The sequence below is a fragment of the Arsukibacterium sp. genome, assembly GCF_018402695.1.
In the GTDB taxonomy this organism is placed as follows: Bacteria; Pseudomonadota; Gammaproteobacteria; order Enterobacterales; family Alteromonadaceae; genus Alishewanella.
On sequence record NZ_JAGYIM010000019.1, the window covers coordinates 352929 to 375619 of the forward strand.

Annotated in this window: 23 protein-coding genes and 1 riboswitch; of the genes, 12 read left to right on the forward strand and 11 right to left on the reverse strand. The window is 49.5% G+C overall.

The window, feature by feature from the left end; genetic code table 11:
* Positions 1-109: 109 nt before the first annotated feature.
* Together KG631_RS13145 and KG631_RS13150 are read left to right on the forward strand one after the other, a co-directional pair.
* Positions 110-1159: a glutathione synthetase gene (locus KG631_RS13145; protein ID WP_214000155.1), complete on the forward strand. Its 1050-nt coding sequence runs from the start codon at positions 110-112 to the stop codon at positions 1157-1159.
* A gap of 86 nt (positions 1160-1245) precedes the next feature.
* Positions 1246-1428: a PA3496 family putative envelope integrity protein gene (locus KG631_RS13150; protein ID WP_019676984.1), complete on the forward strand. Its 183-nt coding sequence runs from the start codon at positions 1246-1248 to the stop codon at positions 1426-1428.
* Between the two features lie 54 nt (positions 1429-1482).
* On the opposite strand, the gene KG631_RS13155 is transcribed toward KG631_RS13150, so the two are convergent.
* From KG631_RS13155 to KG631_RS13165, 3 genes are read right to left on the reverse strand one after another with little or no spacing between them, the layout of a single operon-like run.
* Positions 1483-2286 (reverse strand): DUF4198 domain-containing protein, encoded by an 804-nt coding sequence (locus KG631_RS13155; RefSeq protein WP_214000156.1) that lies wholly within the window; start codon positions 2284-2286, stop codon positions 1483-1485.
* 27 nt (positions 2287-2313) lie between these two features.
* Positions 2314-2808, reverse strand: coding sequence for a DUF2271 domain-containing protein (locus KG631_RS13160; RefSeq protein WP_301003804.1), 495 nt, complete (start codon positions 2806-2808; stop codon positions 2314-2316).
* A 42-nt stretch (positions 2809-2850) separates the two neighbouring features.
* Positions 2851-3522 (reverse strand): PepSY-associated TM helix domain-containing protein, encoded by a 672-nt coding sequence (locus KG631_RS13165; RefSeq protein ID WP_301003805.1) that lies wholly within the window; start codon positions 3520-3522, stop codon positions 2851-2853.
* A 114-nt stretch (positions 3523-3636) separates the two neighbouring features.
* On the opposite strand from KG631_RS13165, the gene KG631_RS13170 reads away from it, so the two are divergent.
* The gene (locus KG631_RS13170) at positions 3637-6600 is read left to right on the forward strand and encodes an EAL domain-containing protein (protein ID WP_214000157.1); all 2964 of its coding nucleotides are present in this window, start codon (positions 3637-3639) and stop codon (positions 6598-6600) included.
* Positions 6601-6693: 93 nt separating this feature from the next.
* Here the strand turns inward: KG631_RS13170 and folE are convergent, their stop codons facing one another.
* Both folE and KG631_RS13180 read right to left on the reverse strand, forming a co-directional pair.
* Complete coding sequence (gene folE / locus KG631_RS13175; protein WP_214000158.1) at positions 6694-7338, reverse strand: GTP cyclohydrolase I FolE; 645 nt, start codon at positions 7336-7338, stop codon at positions 6694-6696.
* 113 nt (positions 7339-7451) lie between these two features.
* Positions 7452-7805: a DUF2750 domain-containing protein gene (locus KG631_RS13180; protein WP_214000159.1), complete on the reverse strand. Its 354-nt coding sequence runs from the start codon at positions 7803-7805 to the stop codon at positions 7452-7454.
* Between the two features lie 157 nt (positions 7806-7962).
* Between KG631_RS13180 and ettA the strand changes: the two genes are divergently transcribed.
* The 4 genes from ettA (at position 7963) to KG631_RS13200 (ending at position 11724) form a co-directional block, all read left to right on the forward strand.
* Complete coding sequence (gene ettA / locus KG631_RS13185; RefSeq protein WP_214000160.1) at positions 7963-9624, forward strand: energy-dependent translational throttle protein EttA; 1662 nt, start codon at positions 7963-7965, stop codon at positions 9622-9624.
* 183 nt (positions 9625-9807) lie between these two features.
* A complete protein-coding gene (locus tag KG631_RS13190) occupies positions 9808-10491 on the forward strand; it encodes a thiol:disulfide interchange protein DsbA/DsbL (protein WP_214000161.1) in 684 nt (227 codons plus the stop codon).
* Positions 10492-10634: 143 nt separating this feature from the next.
* Entirely contained in the window at positions 10635-11009 is a 375-nt protein-coding gene (locus KG631_RS13195; RefSeq protein WP_214000162.1) for a DUF6746 family protein, read from the forward strand.
* A 67-nt stretch (positions 11010-11076) separates the two neighbouring features.
* On the forward strand, positions 11077-11724 hold the full coding sequence (locus tag KG631_RS13200) for an energy-coupling factor ABC transporter permease (protein WP_214000163.1): 648 nt from the start codon (positions 11077-11079) through the stop codon (positions 11722-11724).
* A 41-nt stretch (positions 11725-11765) separates the two neighbouring features.
* Here the strand turns inward: KG631_RS13200 and gdhA are convergent, their stop codons facing one another.
* Positions 11766-13118: an NADP-specific glutamate dehydrogenase gene (gdhA, locus tag KG631_RS13205; RefSeq protein ID WP_214000164.1), complete on the reverse strand. Its 1353-nt coding sequence runs from the start codon at positions 13116-13118 to the stop codon at positions 11766-11768.
* 145 nt (positions 13119-13263) lie between these two features.
* On the opposite strand from gdhA, the gene KG631_RS13210 reads away from it, so the two are divergent.
* Entirely contained in the window at positions 13264-14112 is an 849-nt protein-coding gene (locus tag KG631_RS13210; protein WP_214000165.1) for an alpha/beta hydrolase, read from the forward strand.
* Here KG631_RS13210 and KG631_RS13215 read toward each other — a convergent pair whose 3' ends face one another.
* Together KG631_RS13215 and KG631_RS13220 are read right to left on the reverse strand one after the other, a co-directional pair.
* Positions 14113-15900 carry a TonB-dependent receptor gene (locus KG631_RS13215; RefSeq protein ID WP_214000166.1) on the reverse strand — a complete coding sequence of 596 codons (1788 nt, stop codon included), beginning with the start codon at positions 15898-15900 and terminating at the stop codon, positions 14113-14115.
* A 36-nt stretch (positions 15901-15936) separates the two neighbouring features.
* Positions 15937-16124, reverse strand: a riboswitch (cobalamin riboswitch).
* Positions 16125-16202: 78 nt separating this feature from the next.
* A complete protein-coding gene (locus KG631_RS13220) occupies positions 16203-16685 on the reverse strand; it encodes a YajQ family cyclic di-GMP-binding protein (RefSeq protein ID WP_214000167.1) in 483 nt (160 codons plus the stop codon).
* Between the two features lie 93 nt (positions 16686-16778).
* Here KG631_RS13220 and KG631_RS13225 point away from each other — a divergent pair, with 93 nt between their 5' ends.
* Together KG631_RS13225 and KG631_RS13230 are read left to right on the forward strand one after the other, a co-directional pair.
* Positions 16779-17135: a VanZ family protein gene (locus KG631_RS13225; RefSeq protein WP_214000168.1), complete on the forward strand. Its 357-nt coding sequence runs from the start codon at positions 16779-16781 to the stop codon at positions 17133-17135.
* Positions 17102-18019 (forward strand): 2-dehydropantoate 2-reductase, encoded by a 918-nt coding sequence (locus tag KG631_RS13230; protein ID WP_214000169.1) that lies wholly within the window; start codon positions 17102-17104, stop codon positions 18017-18019. The genes KG631_RS13225 and KG631_RS13230 overlap by 34 nt, the downstream gene beginning before the upstream one ends.
* Here the strand turns inward: KG631_RS13230 and thiI are convergent.
* Genes thiI through pomA form a run of 3 tightly spaced genes read right to left on the reverse strand, consistent with a single transcriptional unit; the run spans position 18012 to position 21351 of the window.
* The gene (thiI, locus tag KG631_RS13235) at positions 18012-19580 is read right to left on the reverse strand and encodes a tRNA uracil 4-sulfurtransferase ThiI (protein ID WP_365869055.1); all 1569 of its coding nucleotides are present in this window, start codon (positions 19578-19580) and stop codon (positions 18012-18014) included. The two genes, KG631_RS13230 and thiI, sit on opposite strands and share 8 nt — an antisense overlap.
* Before the next feature lie 44 nt (positions 19581-19624).
* Positions 19625-20581 carry a flagellar motor protein MotB gene (locus tag KG631_RS13240; protein ID WP_214000170.1) on the reverse strand — a complete coding sequence of 319 codons (957 nt, stop codon included), beginning with the start codon at positions 20579-20581 and terminating at the stop codon, positions 19625-19627.
* Positions 20578-21351 carry a flagellar motor protein PomA gene (gene pomA / locus KG631_RS13245; RefSeq protein ID WP_214000171.1) on the reverse strand — a complete coding sequence of 258 codons (774 nt, stop codon included), beginning with the start codon at positions 21349-21351 and terminating at the stop codon, positions 20578-20580. Before pomA ends, KG631_RS13240 begins: the two co-directional genes overlap by 4 nt.
* A 196-nt stretch (positions 21352-21547) precedes the next feature.
* Between pomA and KG631_RS13250 the strand changes: the two genes are divergently transcribed.
* Both KG631_RS13250 and ispA read left to right on the forward strand, forming a co-directional pair.
* Entirely contained in the window at positions 21548-21793 is a 246-nt protein-coding gene (locus KG631_RS13250; RefSeq protein WP_214000172.1) for an exodeoxyribonuclease VII small subunit, read from the forward strand.
* A gap of 1 nt (position 21794) precedes the next feature.
* Entirely contained in the window at positions 21795-22679 is an 885-nt protein-coding gene (gene ispA, locus KG631_RS13255) for a (2E,6E)-farnesyl diphosphate synthase (protein ID WP_214000173.1), read from the forward strand.
* Positions 22680-22691: the final 12 nt, after the last annotated feature.

Below are 22691 nucleotides of genomic sequence, written 5' to 3' on the forward strand. Positions count from 1 at the left end.
ACCGCAGTTAATTGCGACAGGTGCGCTATCATCCGCTTTCCTTTTTTCATAAGCCCATTATGCTTAGCACATTATCAGTAAAGTACCCTATTAATTAAATGAGTATCACATGCGTATTTGTTTTCTGATGTACCCCTGGGAAAAAGTGCTGCCCGATGGTGACAGTACTATCCGGATGATCCACGAGGCAGTAAGCCGTGGCCATAGTGTGGCAATAACCCACGCCAACAACCTGACGGTGCGCGACAGTATTGCTATGGCCTTTTGCAAGGTGGTGGTAAAGGGTCAGAAAGTGTCCAGCAACATCGCCAGCTTTTACCAGAAAGTTGAATTCAACCAACAGAAATTACCGCTGGCTGCCTTTGATGCTATTTTTATTAGGCTAAACCCACCGCTGGATCCGATAGTACTGAACTTTCTCGACTCAGTTCGGGAAGATACTTTTATTATGAATGATTTAGACGGCATTCGGATTGCAAATAATAAAATGTATACCGCCTCACTACACGATCCCGCCAATGAGTTTATTCCGGTTACTCATGTCTCCAAAAACAAAGATTATCTGGCGCGGGTACTGGCGGAGTCAGCCAACGATAAAATGATTTTAAAGCCGCTAAATGGCTATGGCGGCAAAGGCGTTATTGTAATGGAAAAATCAGCCGCACAAAGCGCCCGCTCCCTGCTGGACTTTTATATTGGTGATGGCGACAAGGGTAATTACGTTATTTTGCAGGAGTATGTCGAGGGCGCTGAGCAGGGCGATATTCGGATATTAATGTTAAACGGTAAAGCCATTGGTGCGATGCGGCGTATTCCACCGCCAGATGATATGCGCTCAAATGTGCATGCGGGCGGCACTGTCGTAAAACATCAGCTAACCGAGCAGGAGAAAAAACTCTGTGCCCATATCGGCCCGAAGTTAGCGCGCGATGGTTTATTTTTTGCTGGCATTGATGTTATCAACGGCAAGCTGATTGAAGTAAACGTGATGAGCCCAGGTGGCATAGCCCGGATTAACCGACTAAACAAAGTCAGGCTTCAAGAAAAAGTTATTGATTTTATAGAGAATATAATTGCCAGTAAGCAAAGCGTTTCTCCTCGCAAACAGGTATTTCAGCCGCTTTTGGCCGCCGCTGAATTACAAATTGAACTTGAGTAAAATTTTTTTATCGTTAAATACAAAATAATTCACTGTTGTATCGGCCGGAATAACGGTAAATAGGCAAAAAAACGGAGGTATTGTCTATGTTGTTAGCTGTTAACCCGGAAGTAGAAGAAGACGATCTGGCTACTGACATCGAGCTACGCAAAGAGGTCAGCAAAGACAGTAAAGCAAAACAGAAGTATGAGGCGCGCCGGCGGATTGACGAACTGCTGGAACAAAAGCGCTTACGCCAGCTACTGGACGACTGGGAGCTGGACGACTAAATCGTGTCAGTTCAGCTCCCACCAGCTGTTAAAGCGAGCTGTCAGGGTAAGCCGTTATGGTAAAGCAGCTTCAAAACTCCAGGTCAGAGCTTCACTGATCCGGTCGGCTTTATCGCTGGCAATATCAGCACTGTAACGCGCCTGTAATAAATAGCGTCCTGCGGTCGCCGGGGTGAAGCTGAACTGACCTTTACTGTCAGTTTCACCCTGCCGGCGCATGGCGTCATCCCGATAGTTTTCACCGTCAAAACTTAACTCAATCGCGACCCCGGCCCGGGCTTTGCCATCAAGCAGCAGAGTGACAGTCAGCGGCTCGCCGGCAACTATGTCGGCCGGGTGCAAACTGGTTGTCAATTCAAGTCCTTCACCGCGTGGAGTAACCACCTTGTCACTGGGCTGTTTTACCGTAACATAACTGATTGCTTTACTGCGGCTTTGGATAGTTTGCACCTGTTCAGCGCCCTCAGGCAAGGTCGCCGCCCGCGCAATTTTATCGGCCATCAAGCGCTTACGCTCACCGTTTAACTGATAACTGGTAAAATAGCGTGCAGGCCCGCCCAGTTCGAAGCGATAGGTGCCTTCAGTAGTCAGCTCAACATCTACCACAGATTTACGCTTACCCTGATGACTGGCCGCTGCCCCCTGTACTGTGCCATCCGGCAGATACAACTTAAAATTAGCCGGACTGACACCTTTATCAGCCTGAAACGTCATATTTGCCGCTGATAGATCAGCGGTTATCCAGCTACTGTCTGTTGATATAACAAAGTGGCTGGGCAAGACGTATAACGTATGGCTACTGGCGGGAGTGGCCAGTAAACTCAATACAGCGGCAGCCAGGGATAAACGTAATCGCATAATCATATCCTTAATTTATAAACACAGTTATTTAATCGTCAGGCTTAGCGGGCCAAGCTCAGGTGCAGCGGGTTGTTGCAAAGTTATTGCGCCCTGCTGCCAGTTGAACGGCTGACGTTGTAAACTACGCCCGCCTTGTTCCCGTGCTGCCTCGACAAACAACACGTACTGACCTGCCGCCACTTTCTTGCCCTCGTCATCCAGACCATCCCAGCTAAGCTGATAACGGCCGGGGCCCCGGGTCGCACCGGTCATGCCATCTACCAGAGCGCTGTCGCTGCGACCGGTTTTGCGCCAGAAGCGGCGTAAATCTTTCAACCAGTCAGGTTTATCCTGCCAGACCGTCAGCAACCTCACCGGCTGCTGCTGCTCATCTTCAATCCAGACGGCCACATAAGGCCGGTAATACTGTGCTGCCTGTTGCTGCGGGATCTCCAGCCCAATCAGCATCTCTTGTGCTGTCGACGGTGCAGCCATCCAGCAACCGACCCATCCTGACAATAGTAAAATGATTTTTTTCATCTGCGGCCCCTTCTTTCTGTTGCGGCTAAACGTTTATAAAAATTAATAGAACGAACCAAGATAGGCCAGCAGGGCCAACACCATCCCCAGCAACGCCAGGCGGTTCCCGGCGCTGCGCCGGGAACGGTTAAGTAACATCAGATAAAAGCCCGTCACAGCAAAAATAATGCAGGCTACTGCCGTAACATCAATCAGCAGGCGCCAGCTGTTGCCGGCATCACGTCCTTTGTGCAGATCATTTGCCAGTGCCAGATAGCCGGCAAAATAATTATCAACCTCGACGGTATTGGCGGCAAAATCGACCCAGACACTGCTGTAACCCGCAGGCCTTTTAAAATCGAGTAGCAACGCTTGTTCGTCTGGCAGTATCTCAAGCTGTAACCGGCCAGACGGTAGCTGATGCTCTTCAGCTAACCAGTGCCGGATGTCATCAGCTAACGCTGCCATTGCAGCAGGCTCGGCCGGTAATGCCTGGCGTTGCAGTGAATCGGGTAACGGAATTTGCTGATGATGCTGATACTGACCAGCGGTACTGCTGATTAAAGCTGTATGATTCAGGGTAATACCTGTGATCGCAAAAAACAGCAGTAACACCAATACCAGCATCGAACTGTAGCTATGCAGCAGTCGCATCAGGCGGCTGAGTGCAGGGCTTTGCCAAAACATATTGTGATAATCCAATACAAAACTGGCCAATAGTGTATTGATAATCATTTTTATTTGCAACAAGCGGTTTCGGATATTTTATGATTAGTCACTATTTACCATATTGAACTGCTACACTAAGCAACTGTAGATTCTGTCATATTCGTGTAGTTTTAATGCCCTATGCCACAACTTATCCGTAAACAGCGCCGGCTGATCATCGTCGTAATCCTGCTGATTTTTACCGTGACCCTGGTGGTTAGCCTTAGCCTGGTTAATTATCTGTCCGAGCAACGCCAACAGCAGCAGCGGCGTCAGGTAAGCGCCAGCGCCAGTGCCTTCGCTTATGCACTGCAACAAGAGCTAAGCCGGGAACTCAGCGCCAGCAATGCGCTGGCAGCCTTTGTCAGACAACAAAAAGGAGATCTCAGCCAGTTTGACCAGTTCGCCAGTACCCTCTTCTCCTTTTATCAGAATGTCACCGCGCTTTCATTGGCACCGGACGGGGTAGTCGCAGCCGTGTATCCGTTGCCGGGCAACCAAGATCTGCTGGGTTACAAGATTACGGCTGATCCGCAACAGGCCAGCGCAGCCCGGGCCAGCCGGAACAGCACCGCCATTAGCGTGACTGGCCCCTATCAACTGAAACAGGGTGGCGAGGGGGTCATTGGCCGGCTGGCAGTTTATCTGGACCCTGCACAACAGGAATGGTGGGGATTAGTAAATGTCACCTTACGTCTGGCCGACCTGAAAAGTTTGCAGCGGCTCGATGACCTGCAACAGCAGGGCCTGCGTTTTAAGCTGGAGCGATTGCAGTCTGACGATACTCCTCAGACTATCCGTCAGTCAGGTGCTAGCATTTTCCACGATCCGGTCGTGCAGCTAATTGAGCTTGGTCAAGTCCGCTGGCAGCTGCAGCTCGTCCCTAAAAATGGCTGGGGCGACAAATACGCTGATTACCGGCAGCGACTGCTGGCTCTATTATTCAGCGCTATGCTGGCAGCGCTGGTTGCACAGCTTATTCAGACCCAAATGCATAAATATCAGCTGGAACGAACGGTCCGACAGCGCACCGCCGCCCTGCACACCGAGCTGCAGCGACAAAAATCTTTTATCGCCGCGTCGAATAGTGGCAGCTGGGAGCTTCAGCGACAGTCCAATCAGCTAACTGCAAGTAGCGAATACTATGCCATGCTGGGCTATCAAAAGAGCGAGTTTAACGACAACCAACCAAACAATCTCAGCAGCTGCTGGACTAACTTATTGCATCCAGCGGATAAAGCCAAGGCCTGTGCCGCGTTTCACCACTACCTGCAGCAGAGTGAACCAGACAGCACCTATGACAACACCTTCCGGATGCGTCACGCTGATGGCAGTTGGCGCTGGATTTTGTCGCGCGGTAAAACGCTGCTCGATGAGCAGGGCCAGAAAACTGCGTTAACTGTTGGTATTCATCTGGATATTACCGAACGCAAAGAAGCCGAATTAACCCTGCAATTACTGGCCAGAATGTTTGAGCAAAGCTCAGAGGGCGTGCTGATAACAGATGCTGAACAAAAAATTGTAATGGTAAACCAGGCTTTCAGTAAGATCAGTGGTTACACCGCCGGTGAGGTGTTGGGGCAAAATCCGAAAATACTGGCCTCCGGCCGGCAAGACAAGAACTTCTATGAACATATGTGGCAGGCTATTGCCCAGCAAGGCAGCTGGCAGGGGGAAATCTGGAACCGGCGCAAAGACGGCAGCCCCTATCCGGAGTGGCTGTCGATCAGCCAGATCACTGATGAGCACAATCAAATTAGTCATTATGTTGCGCTGTTCAGTGATATCAGCCAATACAAGGAAGATGAAGCGCAAATAAAATTTCTGGCGCAGTTTGACCCGCTTACCCAGCTACCCAACCGCAGCCTGTTGATGGACCGTACCGAGCAAGCCATATTGCATGCCGAACGCAATGGTCAGCCACTGGCCATGCTGTTTATGGACTTGGATCGTTTCAAACAGATAAATGAGAGCCTGGGACATGAGACAGGAGACGATTTACTCGTTCAGGTGGCGCATCGTCTGCGCAAGTTGTGCCGGGCGGAAGACACCCTGTGCCGGCTGGGTGGCGATGAGTTTGTGTTGGTATTGCCCGATACCGATGCCAATGGTGCGGCCCACTTAGCTGAGCGGATGTTACCGTTAATTTTACAACCTTATTATCTGGCGGAACAAGAATTGACCTTATCGGTATCGATCGGCATCGCCATGTACCCGGAGGATGGTCAGCAATTCCAGCAATTGTATAAGCATGCTGATATTGCGATGTATAAAGCTAAAGAAAGCGGCCGCAACCGTTATTCCTTTTTCACTGCCGATATGCAGCAATTTCATACCCGCAATTTACTGTTAGAAAATGCACTGCGCCGGGCCATTGAGCGCGATCAGCTCAGCCTGGTTTATCAGCCGCAGTATTCTCTGGTTCATCATCAGTTAATTGGCTTTGAAGCCCTACTGCGCTGGTATCACGATGATTTTGGTGAGGTCTCACCAGCCGAATTTATACCACTGGCTGAGCGCAACGGTTTAATCGTTGCTATTGGTGAATGGGTTATTATTACCGCGCTGCAGCAGCTGGCACAGTGGCATAGTGCTGGCTACCGGCATTTAAATATGGCAATTAATTTATCCAGTATTCAATTTCGTCAACAGAACTTACAACAATATGTCAGGAATGCTATCGAGTTCAGTGGGGTACCAGCAGCCAATGTCGAACTGGAAATTACTGAGAGCGCGATGGCTGAGCAACCTGAGCAGGCAATTGCACTTATTGCCGAGCTTCAAGCCAGTGGTCTTAATATTGCTATTGATGATTTTGGCACCGGCTATTCTTCGCTCAGCTATCTTAAAAGATTTGCACTGAACAAATTAAAGATAGATCAGTCCTTTGTACGCGACTTACTGACAGACAATCAGGATAAGGCTATTGTAAACGCCATTATTAATATGGCTGGGAATCTCGGTTTGAAAACCATAGCTGAAGGGGTTGAAACCAAAGCACAACGCGACTTGTTAATCCAACTGGGTTGTGACGAAATCCAGGGATATTATTACAGTAAACCATTAGCCGCAGCTGAAGCCAGCAAGTTTATTCAACAACAATAAGCTGGTTGCTCAGCAACTCAGCGTAGGGTAACAGCTAAGTTACAACAAAAAAGGTGCCGAAGCACCTTCCATGTTGCAATTGAAACGGCGAGCTCAATAGCGGGCAAGGAACTCGGCACGAGTGCGGCCATCATCCTTAAATATGCCGCCAAGAGCAGTAGTCTGGGTTTTTGAATTCATATCCATTACCCCACGTGACTTTACGCAGTAATGCACCGCTTCCATTGTAACCGCCACATCTTTGGTTTGCAGCAGGGTTTGCAGCGCCAATAAAATCTGCTGGGTCAACCGCTCCTGCACTTGCGGGCGCTGGGCAAAAAACCGGACAATCCGGTTTATTTTCGATAAGCCGATAATTCTGCCTTGCGGAATATATGCCACAGTGGCACTGCCGTCGATGGTAACGAAATGATGTTCACAGGTACTGGTAAAACTGATGTCTTTTACCTTCACCATCTCCCGCACCTGCATTTTATTTTCAATCAACGCGATTTTTGGAAAGTTCTGATAATTCAGACCACCAAAAACTTCATCAACATACATTTTTGCAATGCGATGTGGTGTTTCACTTAAACTGTCATCGGTTAAATCCAGGCCAAGCGTACTGACAACCTCTGTCATTAACTGCGAGATTTTCTGATATTTTTCATCTCTGGACAGGCCATTGTCCAGCATTGGGGTTTCAAGACCCTGTGCTTCAAGTGCGCTACGCACCAAGACGGCTTCTTCTGACAACATACTTTAAATCCAACTAAGGGTAATGTGATGCTTTTACGGCAGAACAAAACCATTAGTTTAGTAATTAACTCAACTTTATATTAAATACCCTGCAGTCCCCGTTTTACCGGTAACTACTGAACCCGTGCCAATGATTCCAGTAACTCGCGTGGTTCTACTTCCGGGCCGTTTAACGACTCATCCCAGTTAGTACCAATTAATACACCATCGTCATACATTTCTTTTAACCAGCCTTCGCAAAATACATCCAGTGGAATGGCTTCCGGCTTATAGCCAGCCCATTCATCTGAGCAGTGAGCCTGGGCATCAGCTTTGTTAGACCAGAACGGCATGACATCGGTTTCTTCAAACTCGACAGACTCTACCACCAATAAATCTTCGCCATCGGCCAGTGTCCAGACAACGCCATTGGTTTTGGCTTCTTCAACAAATTTCTGATAACTCGGATCGTGTTCAAACTCGGCCATAACTTACCTGCATTTCAGTAGCTAATAATGGCTGCTATTAGAACAGATTTAGCGGGTAAAAAGCCATCATTATCGTTGCTGTAGCCTGTGGCTTTCCCTGATGCCTGAAAATGACGTACAATTTGCGCCATCCTTAATAACTGGTAGCAAGAACACTATGGCGCAATATATTTATTCCATGCATCGGGTGTCGAAAGTTGTCCCACCGAAAAAAACCATCCTAAAAGATATCTCTCTGTCGTTTTTCCCTGGCGCCAAAATTGGCGTACTGGGTTTGAACGGTGCCGGTAAATCTACCCTGCTGCGGATTATGGCCGGGGTTGATACCGAGTTTGAAGGTGAAGCGCGGCCACTGGCCGGTACCAAAATTGGCTATCTGCCGCAGGAACCAGTGCTGGATACCAGCAAAACCGTACGGGAAATTGTTGAAGAAGCGGTCTCTGATGTTAAAGAGGCGTTTAGCAAGCTGGATCAGGTATACGCTGCTTATGCAGAAGAAAACGCAGATTTTGACGCGCTGGCCCGTGAGCAAGGTGAGCTGGAAGCACTTATTCAGGCCAAAGATGGCCATAACCTGGACAACACCCTGGAGCGGGCTGCAGATGCGCTGCGCTTACCACCGTGGGATGCCAATATTGGCCATTTGTCGGGTGGCGAGCGGCGTCGGGTAGCAATATGCCGGCTGTTACTGGAACGGCCCGACATGCTGCTGCTGGATGAGCCAACCAACCACCTGGATGCCGAATCGGTGGCCTGGCTCGAGCGTTTCCTGCATGATTACCCCGGCACCGTGGTTGCCATTACCCACGACCGCTATTTCCTGGACAACGTTGCCGGCTGGATTTTAGAGCTGGACCGGGGTTATGGCATTCCATGGGAAGGCAATTACTCGTCCTGGCTGGAGCAAAAAGACGCCCGCTTGCAGCAGGAAGAGAAAACTGAAAACGCCCGTCAGCGTTCGATCAAGCAGGAACTGGAGTGGGTACGCACTAACCCCAAAGGCCGCCATGCTAAAAGTAAAGCGAGGATGGCCCGCTTTGAAGAACTGCAAAGCCAGGAATTTCAGAAACGGAATGAAACCAACGAGCTGTTTATCCCACCCGGCCCACGCCTTGGCGATAAAGTACTGGAAGTCAGTCACCTGCGTAAATCCTTTGCTGATCGTTTGCTAATCAACGACTTGAGCTTTAGTGTACCTAAAGGCGCCATAGTCGGTATTATTGGCCCGAATGGCGCGGGTAAATCGACGTTGTTTAAAATGATTACCGGCAGTGAACAACCTGATAGCGGCAGCATTGAAATTGGTGACACCGTGCAGGTCGCCAGTGTCGATCAGTTCCGCGACAGCATGAACCCAAAAAATACGGTATGGCAGGAAATCTCTAATGGCCAGGATATGCTGCAAATTGGCAATTTTCAGATCCCCAGCCGGGCGTATGTCGGCCGTTTTAACTTCAAAGGCAACGACCAGCAGAAGTTTATCGGCGAGTTGTCCGGTGGTGAGCGCAACCGGGTGCATTTAGCCGCGTTGTTAAAAGCCGGTGGCAATATGCTGTTACTGGATGAACCCACCAACGACTTAGACGTGGAAACACTGCGCGCCCTGGAGAATGCCCTGCTCGATTTCCCGGGCTGTGCCATGGTGATCTCGCACGACCGCTGGTTTCTGGACCGCATTGCCACCCATATTCTGGATTACCGGGATGAAGGCCAGGTTAACTTCTTCGAAGGTAACTATTCAGACTACGAAGCCTGGCTTAAAGCCACATACGGCGCGGCAGCACTGGAGCCACACCGGATTAAATATAAGAAAATTTAAACGGTTGGTGAAGCCGCTACATGATAAATCGGGCCGCGAACGCGGCCTGACTACTTTGAATCCTCTGTTTAACAGTGCATTTATTTTATCCCTGACCGCGTTCCACTCGACTTGGCACCAGTTGACAAGTCACAGCCGCCCTGTTGTTATAACGCCACTTTATTTTTACTACAACAGACTTCTATGACTGCCAACACTTCTTCAATTAACGTTGTTAAACTACTGCTTATTGCCAGTGTAAGTTGGCTGGTGGCCGCGTGTTCTGAGCCCACTGCACCTGCAGACACCAGTAAGCAGGCCAAGGTACAACAAACCAATCCGGCACCATTGCAGTTTGAGCAAGGTGTCCATTATAAGCTGGTTGACAATATCGATGCTGAAAATGCCAAGCCGCCTTATCTGGTGCAATATTTCTGGTTTGGTTGTCAGCATTGCCAGCAGTTTGAACCGGTACTGGAAGCCATTATGCTACGCCGGCCAGAGCTTAGCCTGGTGCGCAAACATGCTGCTGCAGTACCGCATTGGCAAACTGACGCCCGGATTTTTTACAGCTTACAACAAATGGGGCTGGAGCATTTAACCGACCCGTTGTTTAAGCTTTATGAAGAAAAACGCCAACTGACACCGGTTGATTTACAGCAGTTTTTAAACAGCCATCAGGTCGATCAGCCAAGGTTTTTTGATATTGCTGAAAACAGCGAGCAGGTGGTTAACAAAATGCGCCGCAGTGCCAGCGAAATGCAACAGAATAAAATCAATGGTGTGCCGGCATTAGTGGTAAATGGTCGCTATTTAATTACGCCCAATGCTGATATTAACAGCCTGGAGGCTTATCTGGCGCTGATCGATTATCTGCAAACCAAATAGCCCTAGCCTGTTTCAAGGGGATAAGCGGCCGGGGGTCTGAATGGGCCAGTATAATAGCCCCGCTTATCCTAAAATCTTGTTGCAACTGTTGTTAGCTGTGATATTGTAACTGATAACTATTATCATCTGTAGCAAGAGGTTTTATGAAAACGGCTATTACCCTAACCACCGCGTTATTTCTGGCAGCTTTTACGTTCGGCAGCATAGCGGATCAGCCGCGGCCTGATCATTTTCAAGGCCAGCAAGCAGCCAGCCTGAGCGAAGCAATTGAATTGTTCCGGGTGAACAACAAAAAGCTTCAGCAACTGATGCAAGGCGAGCTTACCCCGGAAGCCATGGTAGAAATTCATCAACTGACCTATACCCTGGAAAATGCTCTGGAAAAAATTCACAGTGAAACAACGGATTTAAAAGACGTATTAGAAGAGGTGCATCTCGGCTCTGAAAACATGGATTATGCCAAAGTAAAACAGCAGGCTAAACGCTATCTGGATACCGCAACCACCCTGATTAAATAAGGTACCGGCTGATCCAAACTACTAAGCCAGGTATACTGTTATAAGCGGGTGTTAAGCGGAGAAGCCGATGACATTTTGGCAGGGGGCAAGCTGGCTGATTTGGTTAATAGTGGTGCTGCGGTTTTTTCCGCGTGAAATTATTCCAAAACTAAAAGCAGATCCCGGTTATCAGCACCTGTGGTTTGGTTCAGTCCTGATTATTGCCCTGTTCTGGTTAGTCCAGGCAGGCATTAAACCCGGCCTGGAGTTACATTTGCTGGGGGTAACAACTCTGGTGCTTTGCCATGGCTGGCGTATCGCCTGGTTAACTGGTAGCCTTGTTGTGGTTATTCTGGTTGCTGTCGGTAACGTTAGTCTGGCTGCGGCCGGCAGTATGGCCCTGACGACGATTATATTGCCGGCATTGTTCAGTTATCTTATTTTTGTTCTGTCTTACCAGTATTTACCCCGCCATTTGTTCATCTATATTTTCGTCGCTGGCTTTGCCAACGCGGCGCTAACGATCACTTTCAAAATGTTGCTGACTGCACTCTGGCTATACTGGCAAGGACCTTATAGCTGGTCAGATATTTATCAGAATTATCTGCAGCTTGCCTTACTTATCTGGTTTGCAGAAGCCTTATTAAATGGCATGGCGATTACCCTGATGAGTGTTTACCGTCCGCACTGGCTCAGAACGTTTTATGATAATGAATATTTATCACCAGATAGCTGAGCCCCTGAGCCCCCTCACGGTAACCAGCACTGTTTTGCCAGCTACACCACGCCCTGTTGAATCATGGCATCGGCTACCCGCCGAAACCCAGCCACATTTGCGCCCAGAATAAAATTAGTGGGCTGGTCAAGTTCAACCGCAGTATCGCGGGTACGCTGGTAAATGCCCTGCATAATATCTTTAAGCTTCTGATCAACTTCCTGAAACGTCCAGCGCTGCATACTGGCATTCTGGGCCATTTCCAGCTGGCTGGTCGCCACGCCACCCGCGTTAGCTGCTTTGCCCGGAGCGTAGGCAATTTTCGCCTTGAGCAGCACATCTGCAGCATCGGCAGTGCAAGGCATATTGGCACCTTCACAGACGGCAAAACAGCCGTTATCCAACAGCGCTTTTGCATCGGCAGAGGTTAACTCGTTCTGAGTGGCACAGGGAAATGCCACCTGCCCGGCGAAACGCCATACCGCATGACCATCATCCGGGTAGCTGTCGCGGCTGATATACTCAGCGTCAGGATGGCGCTTAGCGTAATCACTCAACCTGCCCTGCTCTACTTCTTTAATCTGTTTCAAACTTTTAATATCTATACCGCTTTTTTGATAAATCGTGCCGCTGGAATCAGAGCAGGTCACCGGCTTAGCACCAAGTTCAAGTAACTTCTCTATGGTGTATATCGCGACATTACCCGCGCCGGATACCAGACACTCCTTCCCCTCCAAGGTATCATTATTCCCTTCAAGCATATGCTCAGCGAAATAAACACAGCCATAACCGGTGGCTTCCTTGCGGACCAGGGAGCCGCCCCATAATAAATCTTTACCGGTCAGTACCCCGTCAAAACGATTGGTCAGTTTTTTATACTGGCCAAACATATAGCCAATTTCGCGGGCACCCACCCCAATATCCCCGGCCGGCACGTCGGTTGTCGGGCCAATATGCCGGTATAACTCACTCATAAAGGCCTGACAAAAGCGCATAATTTCGCCATCAGATTTACCCTTCGGGTCGAAATTAGCACCGCCTTTACCGCCACCGAGCGGCAGACCGGTCAGGGCATTTTTCAATACCTGCTCAAAGCCCAGAAATTTTATAATGCTGGCATTAACGCTCGGATGAAAGCGAATTCCGCCTTTATAAGGTCCCAGGGCAGAATTAAACTCAACCCGATAACCCTTGTTGACCTGAACATCGCCGTTGTCATCAACCCAGGCCACCCTGAACATAATTTGCCGCTCAGGCTCTACCATACGTTCGATAATGGAATGCTTGCAAAACCGGCTGTCTTCATCGAGTACCGGCGCCAGTGAATCGAGAACTTCTTCCACAGCCTGATAAAACTCTGTTTGCGCCGGACTGCTTTTTTGCAATTTGACAATGGTATTATGGGTATAGGGCATATTTTAAACCTTTGTTGTGTAACGCAGTAGTCTGGTATAGCCTGTCCGACCCGGCAGAGTCAAATGACGTGTCTGGCAGCAACAGGGCGGCAGAAAACTACTGCTGGTACCTTTAGTTAACTATCTAACGCAATAAGTACCTGTTATGGATCACTGTTTACACTTTACCTTAGCTGGTTATAAAAATAGCATGCAACTGGCCGCGCTGGCTAACAGGCCGGTTTTTAGTCGTTCTGAACCGCCGGTATTGTGCCTGCATGGCTGGCAGGATAATGCCGCCAGCTTTATTCCCCTGGCCAATGCGTTAACAGGCGTAGCAATGTTGGCACCAGACTTTCCCGGCCATGGCCATTCGCCGTACAGAAGCAGCGATGCCCACTATTACTTTTTTGACTGGGTGGAAGATATTGTCGCACTGTGTCAGCAACAGGGCTGGCAACACCTGACCATAATTGGTCATTCAATGGGCGGTATGGTAGCAACCGCCCTGGCTGCAGCTTTTCCTGAACTGGTCGCCCGTTTAGTGCTGATTGACAGTCTGGGCTTTGTAATTGCAGAAGCCAGTGCCAGCGAACAATTGCGTCAGGGAATAATCTCGCGTTTAAAAGCGCCACCTAAACGCAAACCATACTACCCGGACCTGGTTGCGGCAGCCAAAGCCAGGCTGGTACAAAGTGATTTTGGCTTACCAGAAGCCCTACTACTGGCGAAACGCGGCACCGTTGCAGATCAACACGGCATCAGCTGGCGTAACGACTATCGCTTGCGGCTTAAGTCGGTGCATCGGCCTACACTGCCGCAGGCCAGAGAGTTGTGCCAGGCCGTTAAGGTTCCGGTGCTGGCTGTGCTCGCCACTGATGGACCTTTTATTAATAAGCTGACTGAAACGCAAAGCTGGTATCAACAATTAACCGTTAAGCAAATAACTGGCGGCCATCATTGTCATATGACCGCCGCCGATGACGTCGCCAGGCTGATCAAAGCCTGGCTCTGACTATCGCAGAATGTAACTGACTGACAGGCTGAAATTCGCACCGGCAGTCGCATAACCCCGGCTGGTGTAATAATCTTTATCGGTAATATTCGCCAGCCTGGCTCTTAATGTCAGCTGGGGCGAAAGGGTGTAGCTAACTCCCAGCCCCCAAATAGTATGAGCCGGAGCATCTGGGTAAGGATCCCCGCTAAACCAGTCTGCGCCCTGATAGCTGGCACTTTGATAATCTGCGCTAATAAATGCGGTCCACTTGTCTGCACTGTAACTGCCGCGCCAATTAATGGTATTTTCTGGCCGGCGCTCCAGTTGCATGCCGTTACTGCGGTTTTCAGTATCCAGGTAGCTGTAACTGAAATTACTGGACCATTGTTGCCAATGTTGTAACAGACTGAATTCTAAACCACTTACTGTCGCCAATACCACGTTCTCAGCCAGTTCAACCCCCTGAATAAGGTTAGTCACCTCACGGTCAAACCAGGCAAGTTGTAGCTGTAAACCACTTGCCTGATAGCTTAGCGCAACTTCATCTGATACCGATTGCTCTGGTTTAAGATCCGGATTAGCAAACCCCGGAAAGTACAGTTGATTAAACGACGGCATCTTAAAGGCGGTACCCCGACTGACCCGCAGCTGCCAGCGTTCAGTTAGCTGATATCCTGCCGCCAGCTGCCAGGTTGTCTCAGCACCATACTGATTAATTGCATCGTGCCTGGCAGCGGCTTCCAGCTGCAAAACGTTCCACTGATAATTCAGACCGGCAAATAACGCCCGGTTGATTCTGCTGGTTTGCTCATACGCAGTCGCTGACTTGGCAACCTGCTCCTGATACCAGTTAAGCCCGCCAACAAATTGCAGGCTGGCACTGACGTCTGAAGCAGCCTGATAGCTTAACTCATCCCGCTCGGTGACAAAGGGGCTACGCGAGTCAGGACCAAAAGTACTGTCGCTGTCCAGGTTACGACTAAGCTGCACCTCATGTTGCCAGCTACCCAATTGCTGTTGCCAGCCAAGCAGATAGGCGCGGCTGAGGGTATCAGTCTCATCCTCATTACCGAAACTGGTATCAAACTGATTGAACCCCGAATTAACATCAGCCTGGGCCGTCCACAAGCCGAAATCTGAGCGATAATCAGCGGCAACTTTGAAATATTGTTGCCGATAGCCATCACTATCTGGGTCTAGCGCCGGCTGAGCATTAAAACCATCTGCCTGGCTGGCGCCGGCAGTGGCGCTCAGTGTTAACCGTTCCAATTGCTGACTCGCGCTGATATCAGCTCCCGCCTGGCCGTAACTGCCAACGCTGGCATGTAATTCTAAAGCACTGCTTCGCCGGGTGGTTATGGCAATAACACCGGCTAACGCATCAGAGCCGTACCAGGCCGCCCGGGGCCCACGGATAACCTCAATCCGCTCAATCAGTTCCAGCGGTACCATAGCTAACGCTTTATAGCCCAAGGTGGCAGAGCCGCTACGCACACCATCTATCAGTACCAGGGTGTGCCCGGTATTGCCGCCGCGCAGGTAAATACTGCTGTTTTGACCACGGCCACCGTCCCGGCTCATAGTAATACCGGGTAACTGTGAAAGTAATTCGGGTAGATCGTTGGCCTGACGTGCCAGAATATCAGCCCGCTCCAGCACCGTAGTGCTAGCCAGCACATCTTGCTGTGGTGTAGCAGTGCGATTGGCGTAGATACTGATATGTTCAATGGCAGTGTTATCGACGGTAGTTGCTGCAGCCGGACAGCAGGAAGCAACCAATATGGTTGCAAAAGCAGGTTTAAACATCAAAGCTCCTACAATGTGCCCACCGCACATCTTAGTTAGTTAATGGACTTTTCAGGCCGGTCTCCGGGCTAACAACCTGCTTGCGCCAAAACTTTACCTTCCCATCGAATGACAGTGGTTTTCAAAGTTTTGATAGTTGTTTACCGTTGCGGGGGCAGCTCTGGCTTATACCAGATTCCCGTTTAACTGCAGCAAGCTGCAGCACCTGAAAAAAGCGGCCTTAGTTAAGGCCGCGTGCAGTGTAACCTTGAAGCGGAAAATGTCAATAGGCACCCAGACGGCTAAAATGCCAGGCGGTAACGTTAATCGCGAAAATTAGTAAACTGAAAGGCCTGTTCTAACTCACTGCCACGCACCAGCGCCATAGCTTCCTGTAAATCATCGCGCTTTTTGCCGGTCACCCGCACCTGATCGCCCTGAATAGCCGCTTGCACTTTAAGCTTATTATCTTTAATCAGTTTAACCAGCTTTTTAGCCATATCCTGCTCAATACCCTGCAGCAGGCTGACACTGAGACTATAGGTTTTGCCGGAATGCACGACGTCTCCCTCTTTAAATGAGCGGACATCCAGACCACGTTTCACCGCCTTAGCCAGAAATATTTCCAGCATTTGTTGTAACTGAAACTCGGCTTCAGCTTTCATAGTAATTACTTTCTCTTTCAGGGTGAAATCGGCCTGCACACCCCGAAAGTCAAAGCGGGTGGTTAACTCGCGGTTGGCATTCTCTACGGCGTTCAATACTTCTTGTTGATCAACTTCGGATACGATATCGAATGAGGGCATTATAAATCTCCTTAGCATAAGCCATTCTGTCTGCTGGTGATTATAACCAGAAAACTGCTACAATCCGAGCGTCGTTTCTGACTGGGGATTGTAGTGCCACAGATATTTTATCGTTGGATATGTGTATTGTGTTTTGTGCTGGCAACCGCTGGCTTTCTGGCTGAGCTAAGTGGCCACCGGATTGGTGGCGGCTTTGCACATGTCGACAAACTGGCTCATTTTGGTATTTTTGCAGTGCTTACTGCCTTGCTATGGAAAGGTTTTAAGCTTGCGCCACTACCCGCATTTCTGTTGTTGGGTATATATGGTGGCGCAGTCGAGCTGGCGCAGCACTACTTTACCCGTCGCACCGGCGACTGGCTGGACTGGCTGGCCGACATTGCTGGTGTGGTAAGTTTTTATCTGGCACGTGCTTTGTGGCACCATATACGCCCACGCAGCCGGCGCTAAGCTGGAGCATAGTTGGCCGGGGCGCTATTGGCTTGCTGGCCGGCGCCAGGCTGCAGCTTGCTGGATACCCGATTAAGCTTTGGCTTAAAACCCCTGAAGAACTGCTGTTAACCTTTACTGATATTCAGCATCAAGAGCAAAGATTGTTAATGCTGCCGCAGCAAACAGACCTGCCAATCCGGCAGTTGCTTGTACCGGTGAAAGCCTATGATGTTGACAATGCTATAACACAAATATTGCCTCATCTGGCAGATCATGCGCAGTTGGTTATCAGTCACAACGGGATTATTCCGTTTCAGCCGCTACTGGACAAATTAAAGCCTGAGCAGGGGCTATGGTTTTTATCAACCAGTCAGGCGGCATACAAAGCCACACCAGAACACGTGATCCACAGTGGTGCGGGCATGAGCTTTCTGGCAAAACTGACAGCAGAGAGTAATAGCGATGCTGATATTATCGCAGCGATGACTACGGCGCTGGGGCCGCTGAGCGTGGTGGCTGATATTTACCCCATATTATGGCAAAAGCTGGCGATAAATGCGGCCATTAACCCATTGACAGCGATTGAGAATTGCCAGAATGGTCAGCTGGCATCCCCGTACTATCAACCACAGATTGAAGCGCTGGTTAGTGAAGTCTGTCAGGTCGCCACAGCATCAGGCTTTCCGATGGATGTCGCCAGCAGCCTGGCTAAGGTGTATCAGGTCATCACTGCGACCGCTAACAATTTTTCTTCAATGCAGCAGGATGTGCAAGCCGGACGACAGACCGAAATTGACGCTATTTGTGGCTACGTTTGTCAGCAGGCCGCACAGCTGCAAATTGCAGCGCCGGCTAACCAACAGATGTTGCTACAGATTAAAGCAATAACCGCTGTTATTTAGCAGGACGATATACTGAGACATTACTATGACCCTGCTCGTGTAACAGCACCGCCTGCAACCTGCTCATCACCCCTTTACTGCAATAACAGTAGTAGTGACGACTGGGATCAAGCGTGGCAAACTGACTGGCCAGCCGGAAAAAAGGTAACTCAAGCACCGGCACGCCAACATCATTGAAAGGTGAATGCTCGGTTTCTTCCGGGCTGCGAATATCTAAAATTACCGCGTTGCCGGCGAGCTCAGCAAGTTCACTGACAACATGCGCTTCCTGCTCTGCCTGATAATCAATAGTCCGGATATCCAGCACTTTGGCTGCTCTGACCACCTGCTCCAGCAATGCCATATCTAACTTACTTTCGTTCTGTTCAACCTCTGTCAGCACGGCATTCACGGTCGGCTTGTTAGAAATTACCCCGCAATATTCCGGCATACTCTTCGCCAGTTCTTCCACGCCAATTTGGCGGGCGATATCGATAATATCCTGTTTATCATGGTAAATAAGGGGCCGCAGCACTAAATCCGGGATAACCCGGTCAATTACCGCCAGGTTAGCAATAGTCTGGCTGGAGACCTGACCAATACTCTCACCGGTAACGACCGCCTTAATGCCGAGATCATGTGCTACTTTTGCCGCAGCTCGCAGCATCATCCGTTTCAGAATAACGCCCATTACGCCGTTATCAACCTGCTGCAGAATATTATCGACCACCGGTGCAAAATCGACACTGACAAACTTAACCCGGTGCGACAGACTGTATTTTTGCCAGAGATAAAATGCCATCTCCCGCACGCCGGCCTCATGGGCAGCGCCCCCCAGATTAAAAAACAAGTAGTGGGTGCGCAGACCTTTGCGGATCATCAGGTAACTGGCTACAGCCGAATCATAGCCGCCTGAAATAAGGGATAGCACGTCGGACTGTGATGGCAAAGGAAAGCCGCCCATCCCGCGGAAGCTCTCACTTAACAGCAACAGCTTATCCTGCTTAATTTCCAGCTTGATGGTAATATCCGGTTGCTTTAGCTGGACTTTCGCTGAGCTAACCTGCTGATTCAGACCACCGCCGATATACCGCTCAGCTTCAATTGAACTAAAACTATGCTTGCCCTGCCGTCTTACCCGTACACAAAACGTTTTACCCTGCAGTTGCGTCTGATACACCGCCAGAACCTGTAAGTAAATATCGTGTAAGTCGTTAAACGATGCGGTGCGCATCTCTGAGAAAGTGACAATCCCAGGAATACACTCTAACCGTTCAATTAGCTTGCTGCGAATGGCGGACGAGTCATTGAGACAACTGACAGTAAGATGGTCAAACAGGTTGGTGACCACCACATCCGGGTCAACCTGGGTCAGGATCGTTTTAAGGTTACGCTCCAGTAATTTTGTCTGGCGTTTGCGAACCGACTTACTCTTAATCGATATTTCAGGGTGCAGTTTTATAATAAATTCAAGCATAGCATTCAAACATGACAGTAACAGCGCTAAAAAGTGGCGCGGATTATAGCGCAAAGCCAGAGGAACACCTAACACCGTGCTGCGCTCTGGCTTTATTTGTAACACTTACTCTATTGACTATAGCTGAGTCAGTAATGTGGCTGGTGCGTCTAGTTAGCCGCAGGTTCAAAGCTGATAGGATCAGACTCCTTCGCCTTACCCTGCATTATCGAAATTTCGACCCGCCGGTTGCGCCGGCGATTTAGCTCTGAGTCGTTCTCTACCAGTGGCCGGGTATCGGCATGGCCCATCACCACCACCCGCTGCCGATCAAATTCAGGTGCCCGGATCAATTCCGTTGCCACCGACACAGCCCGTTTGGCAGATAACTCCCAGTTATTACTATGCAACTCGTCTGATACCTGAATATCATCGGTATGGCCACTTACTGTTATCTCGCCAGGCACCTCATTTAGCAAAGTACCAATTTGCTGAATAATGGGCCTGAATCTGGGCTGCAAAAAAGACGACCCTGAAGGAAAGGAACCATTTTCCCGGATCCGGATAATAATTTGCTGCCCCAACGACTCCAGCTCTATCGCGCCGTCAACAATTTGTTGTTCCAACTGCTCGGCCAGTTTCTTGACCATCTCATTGGTTTGTTGCTGCATTTCCTCAGCTGCTGCGTCGGCTGCGGCGGCTTCGGCATCAGCGGTTTCCTCGGCATTGGCGGCCGACTGACCGCCCGTCATATCATCCCGCTGCTCCTGTCGGCCACCAGCCGAGTCTTCCTCGCCAGCCTGGAACTCTATTACCTGTTGGGTAATTTCCATGGTTTGCTGTTGCAGCGTTTCAATTGGCGTCGGATCAGGCCGGCCGGGTCTGAATTCCATCGCAATAACACTGGTACCTTTGGGGATGTCTTCTACTTCAATTTTATTCTGCACCCCAAATGCGAACTTCATTGAGCCGGCTATTTGCTTGAACTTCAGCACGTCCATTTCAGAAAATGCCAATAGCAGTACGAAGAAGCACATTAACAGGGCCATTAAGTCAGCAAAGGTACCCATATACTGTGGCAATCCCGGAGGGGGACATTTGCATTCCTGTTCTTCCTGATCGTTCATGCCGGCTCTCCGGCAGCGACCTCGCGTTTACCCTGAGCCAGGTAATTGCGTAAGATGCCCTCAATCACTTTCGGGTTCTGACCATCCTGAATGCCCAGGATCGCATCCAGTATCAACTGATTATTCTGCTTTTCCTGCTGATTACGGATAGCCAGTTTATCTGCCAGCGGTATCGCGATAACGTTCGCAATAAAAGCACCGTATAAAGTCGTTAACAACGCCACCGCCATCGCCGGACCAATTGCCTTAGGGTCGTCCATATTAGATAACATAGCCACCAGACCAATCAGCGTTCCTATCATCCCCATCGCCGGCGCAACGTCACCTAAACTGCGGAAAATAGCGATACCTGTTTCATGACGCTTCTCCGTCAGGCTGATATCTTTTAATAACGTTGCTCTGACCACATCAGCATCATGGCCATCAACCAGCATATTGACGCCTTTTTGCATAAAGGCGTTGGGAATTTCCGCTTCCTCCAATGCCAAGAAGCCGCCTTTGCGGGCAGAATCACCTAATTGTACTGCTTTTTCAATCAGTTCCTCCGGCGCTTCAATTTTAAACATAAACGCCTTGACGGCAACTTTGCCTGCTCCCAGAAATTGCCCCAGGGTAAACTTGGCAATAACAACAAAAATAGACCCGCCGACGACGATCAGCACTGACACTAAATCAGCAAACATAGCCGGGTCGCCACTACTACCAATAATCATCGCCATGACTACAAAACCAATAGCGCCAATCATGCCAACCAGGGTTGCTATATCCACTGTTTACTCCTCAACACACGCCCAAACGGCAATAATGATTATTTTATATTAGCTTATAGTCGGTTATCGACAAAACTTCGTAAATATTGAGCACTGAATTACAGAAAAGAAGTAATTTAGGCTTTCACTTATTCGTTATGATTGACCATAATAGCCTGCTAAGGTAACGTTGCGCACAGTTTTTTTGAGGATAGTCATGACTAAAAAGAAAGCCGACCTGAGCCAGTTTGAGCAGGCGATGGCAGAACTCGAAGGTATAGTGCAGCAATTGGAACAAGGCGACTTATCATTGGATGCGTCTTTAAGCCAGTTTGAACGGGGTATCAGCCTGGTAAAACAAAGCCAGCAGCAACTGCAGAGCGCTGAACAGAAAGTCCAGTTGTTATTACAGCAACAGCAACAGGAAAGTCTGCAATTATTCACACCACCGCCAGGAGAGTAACTTGGCACCAGAAAGCCTGAGGTTGTATCAACAGCGGATTGAGCAACAATTACAACTGCGAATGGCTGCCCTGCCACAGACTGCTGACCGCCTGCATCAGGCGATGGCATATAGCCTGACCAATGGCGGCAAACGGATCCGGCCATTTTTTGTGTATGCCTGTGGTAACATGTTAGGCGTTCCATTAGCGCAACTGGATAGCGCGGCTTGTGCCATTGAGTGTCTGCATAGTTACTCACTGATCCATGACGATTTACCCGCAATGGATAACGATGATTTACGCCGGGGCAAGCCAACCTGTCACAAAGCATTTGATGAAGCTACTGCGATTCTTGCCGGCGATGCTTTACAAGCACTGGCCTTTGACATTCTGGCCGGGGACGCTGGGGAACTTAGTGCAACACGCAAGCTGAAACGTGTATCACTGCTTGCCAGAGCAAGTGGCATAGCAGGCATGTGCGCCGGTCAGGCAATAGACTTAGCGCAAACTAATCAGCACACTGATTTAGCAACACTGGAGCAGATGCACCGCTTGAAAACCGGGGCCTTAATCGAATGCGCGGTGCAGCTGGCCTATTACAGCAGTGAACTGGATTGCCCCGCTACGTTACACGCGCTGACAAAATTTGCCAGCGCGCTGGGACTGGCCTTTCAGGTACAAGACGATATTCTGGACATTGAAAGTGATACCACTGTTCTTGGCAAACCCCAGGGTTCAGATTGCAAGGCAAATAAACTCACGTACCCGGCGCTGTTGGGGCTGGATGAAGCCAAGGCAAAAGCAAACCAACTTTATCAGGATGCATTGGCGGCGCTTAGCACCCTTGCATACAATACCGGTGAGCTAAAAGCCTTTGCACATTATATTATTGCCCGCAAGTTTTAATAAAGGCATTGA

Bases quoted from the DNA above. Each gene is read 5' to 3' on its own strand.
- KG631_RS13145 (WP_214000155.1), top strand. From the start codon at position 110: ATGCGTATTTGTTTTCTGATGTACCCCTGGGAAAAAGTGCTGCCCGAT.
- ettA (WP_214000160.1), top strand. From the start codon at position 7,963: ATGGCGCAATATATTTATTCCATGCATCGGGTGTCGAAAGTTGTCCCA.
- KG631_RS13195 (WP_214000162.1), top strand. From the start codon at position 10,635: ATGAAAACGGCTATTACCCTAACCACCGCGTTATTTCTGGCAGCTTTT.
- KG631_RS13160 (WP_301003804.1), bottom strand. From the start codon at position 2,808: ATGAAAAAAATCATTTTACTATTGTCAGGATGGGTCGGTTGCTGGATG.
- KG631_RS13250 (WP_214000172.1), top strand. From the start codon at position 21,548: ATGACTAAAAAGAAAGCCGACCTGAGCCAGTTTGAGCAGGCGATGGCA.
- KG631_RS13180 (WP_214000159.1), bottom strand. From the start codon at position 7,805: ATGGCCGAGTTTGAACACGATCCGAGTTATCAGAAATTTGTTGAAGAA.
- KG631_RS13150 (WP_019676984.1), top strand. From the start codon at position 1,246: ATGTTGTTAGCTGTTAACCCGGAAGTAGAAGAAGACGATCTGGCTACT.
- KG631_RS13170 (WP_214000157.1), top strand. From the start codon at position 3,637: ATGCCACAACTTATCCGTAAACAGCGCCGGCTGATCATCGTCGTAATC.
- KG631_RS13155 (WP_214000156.1), bottom strand. From the start codon at position 2,286: ATGCGATTACGTTTATCCCTGGCTGCCGCTGTATTGAGTTTACTGGCC.
- KG631_RS13220 (WP_214000167.1), bottom strand. From the start codon at position 16,685: ATGCCCTCATTCGATATCGTATCCGAAGTTGATCAACAAGAAGTATTG.
- gdhA (WP_214000164.1), bottom strand. From the start codon at position 13,118: ATGCCCTATACCCATAATACCATTGTCAAATTGCAAAAAAGCAGTCCG.
- KG631_RS13190 (WP_214000161.1), top strand. From the start codon at position 9,808: ATGACTGCCAACACTTCTTCAATTAACGTTGTTAAACTACTGCTTATT.
- KG631_RS13165 (WP_301003805.1), bottom strand. From the start codon at position 3,522: ATGATTATCAATACACTATTGGCCAGTTTTGTATTGGATTATCACAAT.
- KG631_RS13215 (WP_214000166.1), bottom strand. From the start codon at position 15,900: ATGTTTAAACCTGCTTTTGCAACCATATTGGTTGCTTCCTGCTGTCCG.
- KG631_RS13240 (WP_214000170.1), bottom strand. From the start codon at position 20,581: ATGAACGATCAGGAAGAACAGGAATGCAAATGTCCCCCTCCGGGATTG.
- folE (WP_214000158.1), bottom strand. From the start codon at position 7,338: ATGTTGTCAGAAGAAGCCGTCTTGGTGCGTAGCGCACTTGAAGCACAG.
- KG631_RS13200 (WP_214000163.1), top strand. From the start codon at position 11,077: ATGACATTTTGGCAGGGGGCAAGCTGGCTGATTTGGTTAATAGTGGTG.
- KG631_RS13210 (WP_214000165.1), top strand. From the start codon at position 13,264: ATGGATCACTGTTTACACTTTACCTTAGCTGGTTATAAAAATAGCATG.